12 protein-coding genes, 1 tRNA gene and 1 pseudogene are annotated in these 16773 nt (G+C 34.7%); 5 read left to right on the plus strand and 9 right to left on the minus strand.

From position 1 onward, the window contains the following. Positions 1-4 precede the first annotated feature (4 nt). Entirely contained in the window at positions 5-3061 is a 3057-nt protein-coding gene (locus tag C4S35_RS04185) for a TAT-variant-translocated molybdopterin oxidoreductase (protein WP_103998973.1), read from the minus strand. 29 nt (positions 3062-3090) lie between these two features. Next, the gene (locus C4S35_RS04190; RefSeq protein WP_103998974.1) at positions 3091-4422 is read right to left on the minus strand and encodes a c-type cytochrome; all 1332 of its coding nucleotides are present in this window, start codon (positions 4420-4422) and stop codon (positions 3091-3093) included. A 217-nt stretch (positions 4423-4639) separates the two neighbouring features. Here C4S35_RS04190 and C4S35_RS04195 point away from each other — a divergent pair, with 217 nt between their 5' ends. Further along, positions 4640-5026, plus strand: a complete 387-nt coding sequence (locus C4S35_RS04195) for an SPOR domain-containing protein (RefSeq protein WP_103998975.1) — start codon at positions 4640-4642, stop codon at positions 5024-5026. 227 nt (positions 5027-5253) lie between these two features. Then, positions 5254-5511 (plus strand): transposase, encoded by a 258-nt coding sequence (locus C4S35_RS16300; RefSeq protein ID WP_103998976.1) that lies wholly within the window; start codon positions 5254-5256, stop codon positions 5509-5511. On the opposite strand, the gene C4S35_RS15945 is transcribed toward C4S35_RS16300, so the two are convergent. The 5 genes and pseudogenes from C4S35_RS15945 to rimP form a co-directional block, all read right to left on the minus strand. Next, positions 5465-5953, minus strand: a complete 489-nt coding sequence (locus C4S35_RS15945; protein ID WP_103998977.1) for a hypothetical protein — start codon at positions 5951-5953, stop codon at positions 5465-5467. The two genes, C4S35_RS16300 and C4S35_RS15945, sit on opposite strands and share 47 nt — an antisense overlap. Beyond that, positions 5946-6138: pseudogene (locus C4S35_RS15950) on the minus strand (RHS repeat domain-containing protein); the annotation flags it as partial. The gene C4S35_RS15945 and the pseudogene C4S35_RS15950, both read right to left, overlap by 8 nt. Positions 6139-6203: 65 nt before the next feature. Next, positions 6204-9101, minus strand: coding sequence for a translation initiation factor IF-2 (gene infB / locus C4S35_RS04215; protein WP_103998978.1), 2898 nt, complete (start codon positions 9099-9101; stop codon positions 6204-6206). 112 nt (positions 9102-9213) lie between these two features. Then, positions 9214-10467 (minus strand): transcription termination factor NusA, encoded by a 1254-nt coding sequence (gene nusA / locus C4S35_RS04220; protein ID WP_073204480.1) that lies wholly within the window; start codon positions 10465-10467, stop codon positions 9214-9216. Positions 10468-10480: 13 nt separating this feature from the next. Then, a complete protein-coding gene (gene rimP / locus C4S35_RS04225) occupies positions 10481-10945 on the minus strand; it encodes a ribosome assembly cofactor RimP (RefSeq protein ID WP_103998979.1) in 465 nt (154 codons plus the stop codon). A gap of 174 nt (positions 10946-11119) precedes the next feature. Here rimP and C4S35_RS04230 point away from each other — a divergent pair, with 174 nt between their 5' ends. Further along, positions 11120-11944: a universal stress protein gene (locus C4S35_RS04230; RefSeq protein WP_103998980.1), complete on the plus strand. Its 825-nt coding sequence runs from the start codon at positions 11120-11122 to the stop codon at positions 11942-11944. Between the two features lie 121 nt (positions 11945-12065). Here C4S35_RS04230 and C4S35_RS04235 read toward each other — a convergent pair. Next, positions 12066-12136 (minus strand) — tRNA-Gln (locus tag C4S35_RS04235). 247 nt (positions 12137-12383) lie between these two features. Between C4S35_RS04235 and C4S35_RS04240 the strand changes: the two genes are divergently transcribed. After that, complete coding sequence (locus tag C4S35_RS04240; RefSeq protein WP_103998981.1) at positions 12384-15659, plus strand: glycosyltransferase family 117 protein; 3276 nt, start codon at positions 12384-12386, stop codon at positions 15657-15659. An 85-nt stretch (positions 15660-15744) separates the two neighbouring features. Beyond that, positions 15745-16389 carry a polysaccharide deacetylase family protein gene (locus C4S35_RS04245; RefSeq protein WP_103999103.1) on the plus strand — a complete coding sequence of 215 codons (645 nt, stop codon included), beginning with the start codon at positions 15745-15747 and terminating at the stop codon, positions 16387-16389. Positions 16390-16407: 18 nt separating this feature from the next. On the opposite strand, the gene C4S35_RS04250 is transcribed toward C4S35_RS04245, so the two are convergent. Continuing rightward, positions 16408-16704, minus strand: a complete 297-nt coding sequence (locus tag C4S35_RS04250) for a thioredoxin family protein (RefSeq protein ID WP_103998982.1) — start codon at positions 16702-16704, stop codon at positions 16408-16410. Between the last annotated feature and the right edge of the window lie 69 nt (positions 16705-16773).

Consider the following 16773-nt stretch of genomic DNA (forward strand, 5'->3'; position numbering starts at 1 on the left):
TGTACTAGGTATTTCTAACTTTAACATGATAAATCACATTTGGCTTTGTTCCAACGTGCTCTAGCAAATGATACATTCTTTCGTCAGCAGCTAATTTAGTTACTTCAGCTTCTTTATCATTTACATCACCAAATTTCATTGCTCCAGTAGAACAAGCATTTGAACATGCGGTTTGGAATTCTCCATCTACGATTATTCTTCCTTCTCTTTTTGCATTTAAAATTGTAGCCTGTGTCATTTGAATACACATAGAACATTTTTCCATAACACCACGAGAACGAACATTTACATCTGGATTTAATACCATACGTCCCAAATCGTCATTCATGTGATAATCGAATTCACTGTTTTTGTTGTATAAGAACCAGTTAAAACGACGAACTTTATATGGACAGTTATTAGCGCAGTAACGAGTACCAACACATCTGTTATATGCCATTTGATTTTGACCCTGACGACCATGTGATGTTGCAGCAACTGGACAAACAGTCTCACAAGGAGCATGATTACAATGCTGACACATTACCGGTTGAAAAGAAACTTGAGGATTATCTCCTGCTTTTTCCATTTCATTGAACGTAGATAATGAACTTGACAAACCAGCGATATTCTCTTTTCTCTCGTTATCTCCTGCAAATGTACTTTCTGAAGAATAATATCTGTCAATACGCAACCAGTGCATATCACGGCTTCTTCTAACCTCTGCTTTTCCAACAACCGGAACGTTGTTTTCGGCATGACAGGCAATTACGCAAGCCCCACATCCAGTACAAGCATTCAAATCAATAGAAAGGTTAAAGTGATGTCCCGTTGAACGATCAAATGAACCCCACAAATCTACTGATGTAGCTGCTACTTCTTTGTGATCCAAAGATACCATTGGTTGTTCGTTCCAAAATTCAGCATCTTTAGTATTGAATATCTCTAAAGTAGTTTCTTTAATAATATCCCCTCTTCCCATTAATGTTTTTTGACCTTGAACACAAGCAAATTCATGTTCTCCATCCGCTTTAACTAAAGATATCGATTGTACATCATTAAAGCCTTTATATAATGAGTAAGCATTTAAACCTACTTGCATTTCTTCTTTTAAAGCTGCCTTACGTCCATAACCTAAAGCTAAACCTACAGTTCCAACAGCTTGTCCTGGCTGAACAATAACCGGAACATTTTCGAGTTTCAAACCATCTGCAGTTGTAATAGTAGCATAACTACCATTCAAACCACCATTAGCAACAATTTCATTAGACAATCCTAACTTCTTAGCATCAGCATTGGAAACAGTAACGTAATTATCCCAAGAAACTCTTGTAATTGGATCCGGTAACTCTTGTAACCAAGGGTTATTCGCTTGCTGTCCATCACCCAAACCTGTTTTCGTGTACAATACTAATTCAAAAGATTGTGCCGGTTTTGATTGTGCCAATGCGTTAGCTGCAGCAGAATAATCAGCTGAACCACCAGATACTGATGATACCGCACCAACATAAACACCATCGTGCAACACTTTATTCCAAGTAGATCCCGCAACGATTGTTGATCCATTCGCTTTAACAAAATCATAATACGTACCACCTATTCCATTCAAAGACATTAAAACCTCTTGAAATTGCTTAGTATTAAATAAAGGACGAATTGTTGGTTGAGTAATACTATAAGAACCCTTTGTTAAACTTAAATCACCCCAAGACTCTAAATAATGTGGAGCCGGAGCCGCAATTGTTGCAAGTGAAGCAGTCTCATCTTCTTTCAAAGAAAAAGTAACAGATGTTTTTACTTTTTTAAGTGCTTCAACAAATGTTTTACTATCTGCTAAAGTATAAACTGGATTAACGCCACTCATAATTAGAGTATGAACGCTTCCCGCTTTCATATCATTGATTAACTGAGTAATTTTTTCGTTAGAACCTTTTCTGATTTGTCTTGCCCCTGAAGTAGTAAACGCTTCACTAGCCAAAACTTGATTAATAGCTAAAACTAATAACTGAGCATTTTTGTCTTGAATACCAGAAACCAATACTCCTTTAGATCCAGCAGCTTTTAATTGCTGAGCCGCTTTAGTAACTTCAACTTTAAACTTACCATCTAAATTTACAGCTGCAGACGAACCAGTAATGATGTTATATATAAGTACTAATGCTTGTTTTTGATTTGCAGTTGACATCGCGAAACGCTTGTCAGCAGCAGCACCAGATAAAGTCATATTTGATTCCAATTGAAAATGACGCGACATTTTTCCGTTTTTAGGAATTCTGCCTTGAGCATAACCTGAATCATACCCTCCACCTTGCCAATCTCCGAGAAAATCAGCACCTACCGAAACGATAAGCGAAGCTTTTGAAAAATCGTAATCAACTAAAGCTCTTTCTCCAAAAACAGTTTCGAAAGCATCTAATGCTTCTGATGAAGAAACCGCATCATAAACAACATGTTTAGCATTTGGGTTTTTACCAATAAACTGTGCAATTAATTCTTCTGTTGAAGGACTTGCTAATGTATTAGTTAACAATATAACCTGACCTCCTTTTGCTGTGGCATCAGCAATACTTGCTTTTATAGCAGAATCAACAGCGGACCAAGTTGAATTTTTACCTCCAATTTTTGGTTCTTTCAAACGCATACTATCATATAATGACAATATCGACGCATGAATTCTAGCATTAGCAGCAAATTTTGCTCCTGCAATAGTGTTATTATCTATTTTAATAGGACGCCCTTCACGTGTTTTTACTAATAAATTAGCAAAATCAAAACCGTCAAAAACAGAAGTCGCATAATAATCCGCTACCCCAGGAATGATTTGTTCTGGTTGCAACACATAAGGAATTGACTTGTGTACCGGACCTTCACAAGCTGCTAGCGTAGCTGCCGCAGTACTAAACCCAACGTACTTTAAAAAGTCACGACGTGATGTTGATGAAGATGACAAAGCATCATTATTTCCTAAAAACTCATCAGTAGGAATTTCTTCAACAAATTCGTTATTTTTAAGCGCCTCAACAATAGAACTATTTTCGTCTAGTTCTTCAACACTTTTCCAGTATTTTTTGTTTGATGACATATATAAATATTAAAATCTTAATAATTTGATTAATAGTGGCATTTACCACATTCTAAACCTCCCATTTGCGCTGCAGTCAATTTGTCTACACCATATTTTTTAGAAAGTTCTTCATGAATTTTGGTGTAATATTCATTGCCTTCCATTTTAACTTCCGTTTTTCTGTGACAATTTATACACCAACCCATAGTAAGAGGAGAAAATTGTTTCATTATCTCATAGGTTTGAACGGGACCATGACAGGTTTGACATTCAATACCAGCAACGGTTACGTGTTGTGAATGGTTGAAATAAACAAAATCTGGCAAATTGTGAATACGAATCCATTTCACAGGTTCAGTTTTTCCGGTATATTTTTGAGTAGATTGATCCCAACCTACTGCTTTATATAATTTTTGGATTTCACCATCGTAAAAAGATTTTGAATATTCCGGAGTGGCAGTAGTATCTGAAACCTCTGCAATGTTTTTGTGGCAATTCATACAAACATTCAATGAAGGTATTCCTGAATGTTTACTAACCCTAGCAGAAGAGTGGCAATATTTACAACTTATCCCGTTACTACCGGCATGTATTCTGTGCGAATAATGAATCGGCTGTATTGGTTCATAATTTTGATCAACACCAATTTGCATTAAAAAACCATAAACAAGATAAGCTCCTGTCAAAAGTAAAAATATCGAAGTGACCAACACTAAAAATTGATTTTTAGCGAATGCTTTCCAAATCGGCATAGTAGGCTCTTTTGGAGCAACTTCAATTCCATTTGCTTTCGCTACTTTCGACAAAACTTTATTTACCAAGAATAGCATAACTATCAGCATAGCCATAACTAAACCTAACGCACCAAGAATCACATTGTTTGAGATAGCATTCTCGGGCGCAGCTGTACCAGGAACAGCAGCAGTTCCGGTTGGAGCAGCAGCTACCTCTTTAGGCTCAGAAGTGTAAGCAATGATGTTGTCGATATCAGCATTTGATAATTGAGGAAAAGCAGTCATAACCGACTTGTTATTTTCTTCATAGACTTTTACCGCAGCAGCATCCCCTGACTTTATCAGTTCAGAGCTATTGTGAATCCACTTGTAAAGCCATGCCATTTCATGCTTTGCAGATATACCTCTTAACATAGGCCCTGTTGCTTTAGCATCTAATTTATGACATGCTGCGCAATTCGCATTAAAAAGTTCTTTTCCCTTTACAGGGTCACCACCTGACGCAACAGCAGCATCTGCTGGAGCTGGTGTTGCCGCCACTGGGGCCGCAACTTGTGCAATTGATGTTAAGGAGAAAACTAAAGTAAGTCCTAAGCTTAAATATAATTTTCTTGTGATCGAATTATGGTTACCCACCTTTTTCATATAGTATAATGATTATCCACTAAAATTGGTACGGTTTTTTCTAACAATACTCTCAGAAAAAACTAATACATTCTTTAAAACTTGCACAAAAATACGACTTAAGAACTATTCACAAAACCTTAAAATAGTCTTAAATTCAATTTATATTAATTCTAAATAATATTTAATATTTCATTACATCCTATAATCACTATTTTTACATAAAAACAATCACATTATGAGAATTTTAGCTACTAAACAAGCATTTTTTTACACTCTGACTTTAATAATTTCATCTTGCTGCATGCATGCTCAAGACACTAAAGTTAGAGTAAATCAAGACCCTAAATTTGAACAATTATTGAACGAAAAGCGCAAATTAAATGTTTCAGCCTCTGTAAATGACCGTTATAAAATTCAAATATTTAGTGGCGACAGCGAAAATGCAAAAAAAACATTAAGAAGCTTTAAACAAGAATTTATTAATCTAGATGGAACTATAGTATTTAACACACCTAATTATAAAGTTTGGGTTGGTAATTTTAAAACCCGTATTGAAGCGGAACGAAATTTAATCGACATTAGAAAAAAATACAAAAATGTACTTTTGATAAAACCAAGTTAAAATTTATCTTCCTTTTAAATTACAACATTCAAACGAAATCACGAATAAACAACAAGTAAAAAAGCAACCCGAGTTGCTTTTTTGTTTTTTTTAAACATCGTTTCAGGTGTAAAGTCAAAGATATTTACTCAGCATTCCCGACATAGACCTAGGAGAGCGTTGGCATTCTTGTTTCGCTTGGCTTTTGTTTAAGGGCACAGTTTACAAAACTGCGCTAACTACTATACATATCTGCGCGATCGGGTAATGGAAGGTTTCATAAGGCTAAAAGATTAATCATTCCTGAAAATATTGTTCTGGTTTTTCTGCCACCATATTCTCCAGAACTTAATCCCGCTGAAAAAATGTGGGCAAAATACAAACGAGAGTTTTCTAATAAATTTTATAATTCATTGGAAGAGGTAGAAGATTTTATTACTAATGTAGTGAATAATACAACTAAAAAAGAGGTAATGAGTATCTGTGGATATAGCTATATTTTTTAAGATAATATTTGGACCATATAAAACATGTGTTTGGTATTACTATAGCCATAGGGACACCAATTGGAGCACCAATAACACTTGTTGTCAAGCCATAACCTGCTAGTGCAATTGAATCACCGCTGTCTTGTAATCCGCTTGATACCTCAAGAATTTGTTCGGAACCCGTCAGGCCTTTGTTTATATACGCTCCGCCTTCTGTTTGATATCCACCATCAGCAACATCCATTGTCCCACTTCTATTTACTGAAAATTTACCTCCAGCTTGAAAATTAAATTCTTCTCCTGTTTTTTTTATATTTCCAGCATCTGCTTCGAAGACTTGCGTAGCTGTTGTATATCCATTAGCTTTAGCTTGGTCTACAGTTGTAATACCTTCATGATATGTGATGTGCTGTTGTCCGTTTTTCCCTATCCAATTTATCCAATCATCCTTGCATTCCATCAGGGTCAATAAAATAGATTGGGGTTATTAAAAGCATAGTTATACGGGCTGTGTCTTCTCATTTTCTCCGCTAATGGGTCAATGTTCATCCAACGTCCTAAAGCAGGGTCGTAATTTCTCGCTCCATAATCGTACATGTTAAGCCCCAGCTCGTCCTGTAATTCTTTCCCGTTATACTTATACTTCTAATCCTAGCTAAAATAAAAAAAATCCCGACGAATCGGGATTTTAGTTTTATAATATTGAAATTCTATTTCAATTTCTTCTTCACTGCTACTTCATGGTAGGATTCAATAACATCTCTTTCTTCAATGTCATTGTATCCTTTTACTTGAATACCACAATCGTATCCTTTGGCTACTTCTTTCACATCATCTTTGAAACGTTTCAACGCTAACAATTCTCCTGTAAAGACTACAACACCTTCTCTAATGATTCTCATTTTAGCATTTCTGGCAATTTTACCATCCATAACCATACATCCTGCAATTGAACCAACTTTAGAAATTTTGAATATTTCTCTAATCTCTGCAGTACCCAGAATTTCTTCTTTCATTTCCGGAGCTAACATTCCTTCCATTGCATCTTTTAAGTCGTCGATAGCTGCATAAATAATAGAATAATAACGGATATCAATTTCTTCTTTGTCTGCCAATTGTCTTGCATTTCCAGCAGGACGCACATTAAATCCGATAATGATCGCATCAGAAGCAGAAGCCAACATAACGTCAGTTTCTGTAATTGCTCCAACACCTTTATGTATGATATTAATTTGAATTTCTTCAGTAGATAATTTAGAGAACGAATCAGACAATGCTTCAACAGAACCATCAACATCTCCTTTAAGGATAATGTTCAATTCTTTAAATTGACCCAATGCAATTCTACGTCCAATTTCATCTAACGTAATATGTCTTTGTGTACGAACTGATTGTTCACGCATTAATTGAGAACGTTTAGAGGCAATTTGTTTTGCTTCTTTTTCGTCTTCAAAAATATTGAACTTATCACCCGCAGTTGCTGCTCCATCAAGACCCAGAACTGAAACCGGAGTCGAAGGACCCGCAACAGTTACTATATTCCCTCTTTCATCATGCATGGCTTTAATTTTACCATGATGCTTACCAGCCAACATATAATCTCCAATTTTCAACGTTCCGTTTTGAACTAATATCGTAGAAACATATCCTTTTCCTTTGTCAAGGAAAGCTTCAACAACAGTTCCAGAAGCCGCTTTATTTGGATTTGCTTTCAAATCTAAAAGTTCCGCTTCTAACAATACTTTTTCTAATAATTCTTTCACACCAGTTCCCACTTTCGCAGAAATATCATGTGATTGAATTTTTCCACCCCAATCTTCTACAAGTAAATTCATACCTGCTAATCTTTCTTTTACTTTTTCAGGATTAGCATTTGGCTTATCAATTTTATTGATAGCAAATATGATTGGAACTCCAGCTGCTTGAGCATGGCTAATTGCTTCTTTGGTTTGTGGCATGATATCATCATCCGCCGCAATTACAATAATAGCAATATCTGTAACTTGAGCACCACGCGCACGCATCGCAGTAAACGCTTCGTGACCCGGTGTATCTAAAAATGCAATTTTTTGTCCGTTATCCAAAGTTACTCCGTAGGCACCAATATGCTGTGTAATTCCTCCAGACTCACCTGCAATTACGTTTTCCTTACGAATATAATCCAGTAAGGATGTTTTACCGTGATCGACGTGACCCATTACAGTAACGATAGGTGCTCTAAATACTAAGTCTTCTTCTTTATCAGCAACTACTTGAATTGCTTCTTCAATATCAACAGTTATAAACTCAACTTCATAACCAAATTCGTCAGCAACGATAGTCAACGTTTCCGCATCAAGACGTTGGTTCATGGTAACCATGATTCCAAGCGACATACAAGTTCCAATAACTTTAGTAATTGGCACGTCCATCATGATTGCAATTTCACCTACTGTAACAAACTCGGTAACTTTAATCGTTTTACTTCCTTCGTCAATAGCTCTTTGCTCATCATCAGATTTCTGACGGTGCGTATCTCTTTTATCTCTTCTATATTTAGCCGCTTTAGATTTACCACCTTTTCCTTGTAGTTTTTCTAAAGTCTCTCTAATTTGATTTTTAACTTCCTCTTCAGTAGGCTCAACTTTCGCAACAATTGCAGGTCTGTTTCCTTTTACAAAACCAGGTCTTGCACTTCTGTTAGCATTGAATCCACCGCCACCTACATTAGGTGTAATCTTGTTAGGATTTGGCGCACCAGGAACTCCTGGTACAGCCGGCGGTCTAGGAACACCCGGTTTAGGAGCAATCCTTTTACGTTTATTTTTATTTGCATTGGCCGCAGCCGAACCTGGAGCACCCGGTTTATTCGGAGTGATTTTTGGTTCTTCTTTCTTCTTCTTCGGTTTGTTGAATTGCGATAAATCAATTATCTGACCTGTTAAAGTAGTTCCCGATAGTTTTTGATATTGCGTTGTGATGGTTTCATCAACTGGCGCTTCATCAACTTTAACAGCTTCGGTTTTCGCAACCACTTTTGGTTCCGCAGGGACTTCTTTGACAGTCTCTTTTTTTACTTCTTTAATCCCAACAACAGGTTTTACCTCTTTTTTATCTGAAACAACTTTTTCTTCCAAAGGTTTTTCTGGTGTTGGTTTTTCTGCTAATGCTTCCTTTTGAACAGGTTTTACCTCAGGTATTTTTGCCACAGGAACTTCCGTTTTTTCAACAGCTTTTGCAGATGGAACGACGACAGCTTTCTTTGGATTAAGATCAATCTTACCCACTTGAACAGGACCTGCTATAACTGCTCTCGCTTTTATAACTTCTTGTTGTTTTAGACGCTCTTCCTCTAGTTTACGTTTGTCTTCGATTTCTTTCTCTCGCTCTAAACGCAAAGCTTCTTTTTCTTTTCTTTTCTCTTCCCCTACTTCTTTCGAAGCCTCCTTATTCCCTTTGTCACCAGCAAATTGACCGCACAAGACATTGTAAACATCATCAGAAATTTTTGTGTTTGGATTTGCTTCAATAGCAATTCCCTTATCTTTTAGATAATCCACAGCTCTCTCTAAAGAAATATTCAATTCCCTTAAAACTTTGTTTATTCTAATAATTCTCTCTTCAGACATAAAACCTTTTTATTATTACCTTTTTTGTTATTCCTCACTTTACTCCCAACTCGATACCTACCGAGCAAGAATTAATTGTAAAGTGGCATGTTTATCGTTGAAGACAAATTGATTAACTCTCAAATTCTTCTTTCAATATTCTCATTACCTCTTGAATTGTTTCCTCTTCAAGATCTGTTCTTCTTACTAAATCTTCTACATCTTGTTTCAAAATACTTTTTGCAGTATCTAAACCAATTTTTGCAAATTCTTCGATAACCCAGCTTTCGATTTCATCTGAAAACTCTGTTAACTCAACATCATCATCATCAGTGGCTGCACCAGCAACATCACCTTCTCTGATAACATCTAATTCATAGCCGGTCAATAAACCAGCTAACTTTATGTTATGCCCACCTCTACCAATTGCTTTAGAAACTTCTTCTAGTTTCAAGAACACTTCTGCTCTTTTTGTTTCTTCATTAATTTTAATAGAAGAAACTTTAGCTGGACTCAACGCTCTAGTTATAAACAATTGAATATTGCTGGTGTAATTGATAACATCAATATTTTCATTTCCTAATTCACGAACAATACCATGAATACGGGAACCTTTCATACCTACACAAGCTCCTACAGGATCTATTCTGTCATCATAAGAATCTACGGCTACTTTTGCTTTTTCACCTGGAATTCTTACCACTTTTTTAACCATAATCAAACCGTCAAAAACCTCAGGAATTTCTTGTTCAAATAATTTTTCTAAAAACTTCTCTGAAGTTCTGGACATAATAATTTGAGGTTTATTCCCTTTCAATTCAACACTTTCAATTATACCACGAACATTATCTCCTTTGCGGAAAAAATCTGAAGGTATTTGTTTTTCTTTTGGCAAAATGATTTCGTTTCCTTCATCATCAACCAAAATTACAACTCTTGGACGTACATGATGTACTTCGGCTGTATATATATCGCCAATTAAATCTTTAAATTGTTTATAAAGATTGGTATTATCGTGCTCATGAATTTTTGAAATTAAGTTTTGACGCAAGGCCAAAATAGCTCTTCTCCCTAAATCAATTAATTTTACTTCTTCAGAAACTTCTTCCCCAATTTCAAAATCAGCTTCAATTTTTCTTGCTTCTGTCAAAGTAATCTCTTCGTTTTCAAAATCTAAATCCTCGTCAGCAACGATTACTCTTCTTCTCCAAATTTCCATATCTCCCTTATCAGGATTTATAATAATATCGAAATTATCATCTGAACCGTATTTTTTCTTCAATGCATTTCTAAATACATCTTCCAAAATTGCCATAAGCGTTACACGATCAATAAGTTTATCATCTTTAAACTCTGAGAATGAATCGATCAATGCTAAATTTTCCATGCGAATTCTTTAATTAAAATGTTACTGTAACAATTGCTTCTTTTATATCTGCGTAAGGCAGTTTTAGTTCTTTTTGAACTGTCTCTTTTCCTTTTCCTAACTTTTTAGGCTCTCTTGCTTTCCACGACAAAATTACAAAATCATCATCAGCATCCACTAATTCTGCTTCAATTATTTCTGAACCAGTCTTAACAATCAATGTTCTGCCAATATTTTTCTTGTACTGACGCACAAATTTTAGAGCCGAACCGACTCCAACAGAAGCTACTTCCAAAGAAAAATCTTGTTCTTCTCTATCGATATTATTCTCGATTGCACGACTAACGTCTATACAATCCTGCAGAACCACCCCATTATCGCCATCTAAGGTCACAATAACCTTAAAAGCATCTGTAATAATCAAGTCAATTAGAAAAACCGAAGGCTTGTCTAAAAGGGCTTCCGCCAGCACTGTATTTACTTTTTCTTTGAATGTCATATTTTTTATAAAAAGAGGGGACACTTAGTCCCCTCATTATCTAGATTTTAATAAATAACGGTGCAAATATAGTGTTTTTTTTTATAAAAATAAATAATCAATTACTGTTAAAATATTTCTTATCTTTAATAAGACATAAAATAGTAGTTTTCCGTAATTTAAAACCTCTTAATTATGAAACGAATTTTAGTACCAACTGATTTTTCAAAACACGCCGAGGATGCTTTAAAGCTAGCAGCACAAATTGCAAAAAAGAACAATTGTGAAATTTTCTTGTTGCACATGTTGGAATTACCTGGTCAAATGAGCGATGCTGTTTCGGGAGGAAGCGGCATTCCAGAGGTGATGCTGTTTATCAAAAAAGCAAACGAAACATTACAAAAAATCAAGGAAAGCTCATTTCTGAACGGAATATCGGTTATAGAAACTGTCCAATTCGAACGAGCTTCACATGGTATATTATCATTCAGCAAAAAACATAAAATCGATTTAATCATTATGGGCTCACATGGGTCCTCAGGAATTGAAGAAATAGTTATCGGTTCCAATACTGAAAAAGTAGTGCGTCTTTCTGACATTCCTGTTCTAGTTATAAAAAAAGATCCTGGAAAATTTGAAGCTAAAAATTTCGTTTTCGCCTCTGACTTCTCTCAAGAAATAAAAAAACCGTTTCAAAAAATGATTCAATTCGCCGAAATTTTTGATGCAAATCTATTTTTAGTAATGATATGCACTCCCAATAGTTTCAAAACTACTATTGCCGCGGAAAAAATAATGAATGACTTTGCTAAAGATTTTGAAGTAAAAAACTATTCCATGCATATTTTCAACGATTCAAATATTGAAAATGGAATACTCAATTTTGCTACTTCTATGAATGCTGATTTAATCGGCCTGTGCACGCATGGAAGAACTGGATTGGCGCATTTTTTCAACGGCAGCATTAGTGAAGATTTAGTAAATCATACCATAAAACCCGTAATAACCTTCAAAATTTAGTTTTCTTAAAAACTGCTTTAACACGCTCTTCCCTTTCAAAGTCACCTTTAGTTTTTTTAGGAGATAAAAAGCTAAAATATTTCTACAATAAAAAAGCCTCTCAAAAAATGAGAGGCTTTTGTTGGTCTACAAGGACTCGAACCTTGAACGACTGCACCAAAAACAGTTGTGTTACCATTACACCATAGACCAATTCCATTGCTGTTAAGCGAGTGCAAATTTAATACAAATTTTAAGCTACACAAATTTTTTAATGCGTTTTTTTAAAAAAAATTTCGTTCGCTTTGACAAAGATCAAATATTGATTTCAAAACAACTAAAAACCAATCGGTTACCAAACTTCATTTTTTTTTTGAAAATTTTGTTAATGCTCGCATCATTCGACAAAAAAACATTTTCTTTGTAACTCAATAAATTTAACTAAATTTTAGTCTGAAATATGGTAACATTCAATTTCAATAAATGGAATACGATTATAGGTTGGCTTACATTTGTAATAGCATTAGTAACGTATACGCTTACTGTTGAGCCCACAATGAGTTTTTGGGATTGTGGAGAATATATTGCAACTGCCGCCAAACTAGAGGTAGGACATCCACCCGGAGCTCCTTTATTCCAGATGATTGGAGCCTTTTTCGCAATGTTCGCCACAGATGACAAACACATTGCATTAATGGTCAACATGATGTCCGTTTTTTCAAGTGCCTTTACAATCTTATTTATGTATTGGTCTTCCACAATGCTACTGAAAAAGCTAATTGCCCGATTTTCTGACATAAACAAAGACAACGCAATAGTTATTCTTGGAAGTTCATTTGTTGGAGCGTTAGCCTACACCTTCTCTGATAGTTTTTGGTTCAACGCCGTAGAGGCCGAAGTTTACGCCATGGCTTCTTTATTTATCTCCTTACTTTTTTGGTTGGGATTGCGTTGGGAACAAGACATGGATACGCCAAGAGGAAATAAATGGTTACTAATCATTTCATTGGTTGTTGGACTTTCGTTTGGAGTTCACTTTATGGCTTTATTAACCATACCAGCTATAGGTTTTCTTTATTTTTTTAAACATTATAAAGTAGTTACCGTCAAAAATTTTATAATTGCTAATGTTGTTGTTATTGCTATTTTACTAGTTATATTCAAAATGTTACTACCATTGACTATGGCCTTTTTTGCTAAGACAGAAGTTTTCATGGTGAATGAATTAGGAATGCCATTTAATTCAGGATCTATTTTTGTTGCATTACTATTCATCGCCTTCTTTTACTTTGGTTTGCGATATACCAAACAAAAAGGTTTGATCTTTTATAACACTATCATTCTTTGTATTTTGTTTATTTTAATTGGGTTCTCCACTTGGATGATGTTACCAATCAGAGCAAATGCCAATACAGTAATTAACGAAAATAAACCATCGGATGCAGCGGAAGTTCTTGCGTATTATAACAGAGAACAATACGGTGTAAATCCATTATTTTACGGACCTCAATACACGGAAACCTTTACTGGCCTTGACAAAGAACATCCTTACTTAGACAAAGCGCCTAACTACGAAAGAGATTTAAAAACCGGTAAATACATTATCACAAATAATTTTAAAAATGCCGAGCAAAATAGTGACGACCACCAAAAAACTATTTTACCAAGAATGTGGAGTACGGAGCATGTAGCGAATTACATGAATTTTACAAGTCCTCCTACATTCAAAATCAATCCGGACTATCCTTATGAGGATGATTTATCAAAATATGGTATTGACCCAAGCAAATTAACTGAAGAGGAATACAACAAGGCCATTGCACAGTTGAAAAATGAAGTTGAAAAAACGGTAAATGAATTCAGACAAGCGTATGCCCAAAAACAAATTGATAATGATGGTTATGTTTCTTTTCTAAAAAGTTACGGAGATTATTTGATTATTGAAAAACCAACAACTGTTGATAATTTAAGTTTCATGTTTGAATATCAATTTGGATACATGTATTGGAGGTATTTGATGTGGAATTTTGTTGGACGCCAAAGTGATGTTCAAGGAAAATACGACAATTTAGACGGAAATTGGATTAGTGGAATTAAATTCATTGATGACTTACATTTAGGTTCCCAAGATAATCTACCATCAGATGTGTTAAATAATAAAGGTCGAAATGTATATTTCTTCTTACCATTTATACTTGGACTAATCGGTTTGATGTATCATGCCAACAAAGATTTAAAGAGCTTTTATGTTTTGCTTGCACTGTTTCTATTTACAGGAATTGCATTGAAAATTTACCTAAACGAAAGACCTTTTGAACCTCGCGAGAGAGATTATGCCTTAGTTGGCTCTTTCTATGTATTTGCCATATGGATAGGATTTGGTGTTTATGCGCTTTACGAAAGTGCCCAGAAATATTTGGCGCCAAAAATTGCCGGTCCATTACTTATTGCTTCCTGTTTATTAGCAGCTCCAGTATTAATGGCTTCTCAAAACTGGGATGATCATGACCGTTCTGGAAAATATACTGCCGTAGCTATGGCAAAAGCCTATTTAAACTCTTGCGATAAAGATGCCATATTATTCACTATTGGTGACAATGACACCTTCCCATTATGGTACGCCCAAGAAATAGAAAAAATAAGAACAGACGTTAAAATCGTAAATACGAGTCTTTTTATGACTGATTGGTATATTGATCAAATGAAAACCAAAACGTATGAATCTGACCCCTTGCCCATTTCATTTACACACGATCAATACGTAGGAGACAAACTGGATTATGTGGCTCATATTCCAAAAGTAGAAAGCCGATGGGAAATAAAAGATTTTATCGATTTTATTAAAAATCCAAAATCTACCGTTGAGATGCAGAATGGACAGACGATACATTTTTATCCAACAAATAAAGTTAGAATTCCTGTTGATAAAAATTTGATTATCAAAAACAAAGTTGTTTCAGCTAAATACAATGATTCTATCGTTCCTTATATAGATTTAGACATAAAAGGGAATGCATTGTATAAAAATAGGTTAATGATGCTTGATATCGTTGCTAATAACAACTGGAAAAGACCCATCTATTTCAGCGGTGGAGCATTTGATAACGAAGATTATATCTGGATGAAAGAGTATCTTCAGCTAGACGGAATGGTTTATAAATTAGTTCCTATAAGAACGAGATTAAAAAAAGACGCCGGACAAATGGACATGGGTCAAATAGATTCGGATAAAATGTACGCCAACGTTATGAAATGGGATTGGGGAAATAGCGAAAGTCCAACCATATATCATGATCCTGAAACTAGAAGAAACAGCATTACTTATAGAATGAATCTTTCCCGATTGATGAATCAGTTAATTACCGAAGGAAAAAAAGACAAAGCTAAAAACATCATTGATTTAGTCATGACTAAAATGCCATTGGATAAATTTGGATATTATTCACTAGTTGAGCCATTTGCTGAAGGATATTATAATATTGGCGAAAAAGCAAAAGCGCAACAACTTCTAGAAAAATTAATGTCGAAATACAAAGAGAATCTTAATTACTACGGAAACTTAAGCGCATCGGATCAAACTAGTATTGGAATTGATATTATAACAGATATTGAGCGCTACAGAGGCTTATTGAAAGTCATGAAAGAAAGCGGAGATATAGCATTTTACAATCAAAACAGGACCGCTTTCAATACTTATATTAAAATGTTTGAACGTTTTGGTCGTGAGAAAGAGTAAATTTGATTAAAAAAAATTGACAATCATAGATTATGGCGATATTGAAAAATGTCGCTATTTTTTTTTTACTTTTAAAAATAAAAAGATGAACTTTCTTTGGGTAAAAACAAACTGGATTATAAAGAAACTATTTTCAAACTATAGTTGGGATTTTCCCAATACTGAAAATAAAATATACCTTACTTTTGACGATGGTCCCACACCCGAAATTACCGAATGGGTTTTAGAAGTATTAAAGAAACACAATGTTAAAGCAACGTTTTTCTGTATTGGTGATAATATTGTCAAACACCCTGTAGTATTCAAAAAAGTAATTAGTGAAAGACACGCTGTTGGAAATCACACCTTCAATCATTTGAATGGATGGAAAACAACAACCGAAAGGTATTTAGCAAATTTTGAACGATGTAAGGAAACTATTCACCAATTTGCAATCAACAATCTGCATTCTAAAATCTTTCGTCCACCATATGGCAAGATAAAAAGATCACAAGCGACAGCGATACAACAATTAGGTTATAAAATAATAATGTGGGATGTTCTCAGTGTAGATTTTGATTCCACTTTATCGCGAGAAAAATGCTTAGAAAATGTACTTTCCAATGTAAGATCTGGAAGTATAATTGTTTTTCATGACAGTATAAAAGCCTTCAAAAACCTTGAATATGTATTACCCAAAACCTTAGTCTACTTAAAAGAAAACAATTTTGTCTGTGAAGTTATAAAATAAGACAAGTCAGTGACAATACTATAACTGCTCTTGAACAAGGTTAATGATCGTATTAGCATCTAACTCCCCAGATTGTCTCCAGATCATTAAACCCTCTTTATAAATCATTAAAGTAGGAAGCCCTTTTATTCGTAAAGCTTCGGCTAATTCCTGATTTTTATCCACATCAATTTTTATAACTTTGGCTTTATCACCAAGAGCGGCCGCAACATCTCTAATAACAGGATGCATCGAAACTGATGATTCATTCCAATCCGTATAAAAATCAATCAACACAGGAATTTGTGTGTTTATAAGTTCTCCAAATTTTGACATAAAACCAAAAATTTAATTTTCTAAATTTACTAAAAAGAGATAATTATTATACAAATGTAACATTTTTAA

The organism is Flavobacterium urumqiense (genome assembly GCF_900108015.1).
GTDB lineage: Bacteria > Bacteroidota > Bacteroidia > Flavobacteriales > Flavobacteriaceae > Flavobacterium > Flavobacterium urumqiense.

Coding starts and splice junctions, on each gene's coding strand:
- C4S35_RS04185 (WP_103998973.1), bottom strand. CDS start 3,061: ATGTCATCAAACAAAAAATACTGGAAAAGTGTTGAAGAACTAGACGAA.
- C4S35_RS04190 (WP_103998974.1), bottom strand. CDS start 4,422: ATGAAAAAGGTGGGTAACCATAATTCGATCACAAGAAAATTATATTTA.
- C4S35_RS04195 (WP_103998975.1), top strand. CDS start 4,640: ATGAGAATTTTAGCTACTAAACAAGCATTTTTTTACACTCTGACTTTA.
- C4S35_RS15945 (WP_103998977.1), bottom strand. CDS start 5,953: ATGGAATGCAAGGATGATTGGATAAATTGGATAGGGAAAAACGGACAA.
- infB (WP_103998978.1), bottom strand. CDS start 9,101: ATGTCTGAAGAGAGAATTATTAGAATAAACAAAGTTTTAAGGGAATTG.
- nusA (WP_073204480.1), bottom strand. CDS start 10,467: ATGGAAAATTTAGCATTGATCGATTCATTCTCAGAGTTTAAAGATGAT.
- rimP (WP_103998979.1), bottom strand. CDS start 10,945: ATGACATTCAAAGAAAAAGTAAATACAGTGCTGGCGGAAGCCCTTTTA.
- C4S35_RS04230 (WP_103998980.1), top strand. CDS start 11,120: ATGAAACGAATTTTAGTACCAACTGATTTTTCAAAACACGCCGAGGAT.
- C4S35_RS04240 (WP_103998981.1), top strand. CDS start 12,384: ATGGTAACATTCAATTTCAATAAATGGAATACGATTATAGGTTGGCTT.
- C4S35_RS04245 (WP_103999103.1), top strand. CDS start 15,745: ATGAACTTTCTTTGGGTAAAAACAAACTGGATTATAAAGAAACTATTT.
- C4S35_RS04250 (WP_103998982.1), bottom strand. CDS start 16,704: ATGTCAAAATTTGGAGAACTTATAAACACACAAATTCCTGTGTTGATT.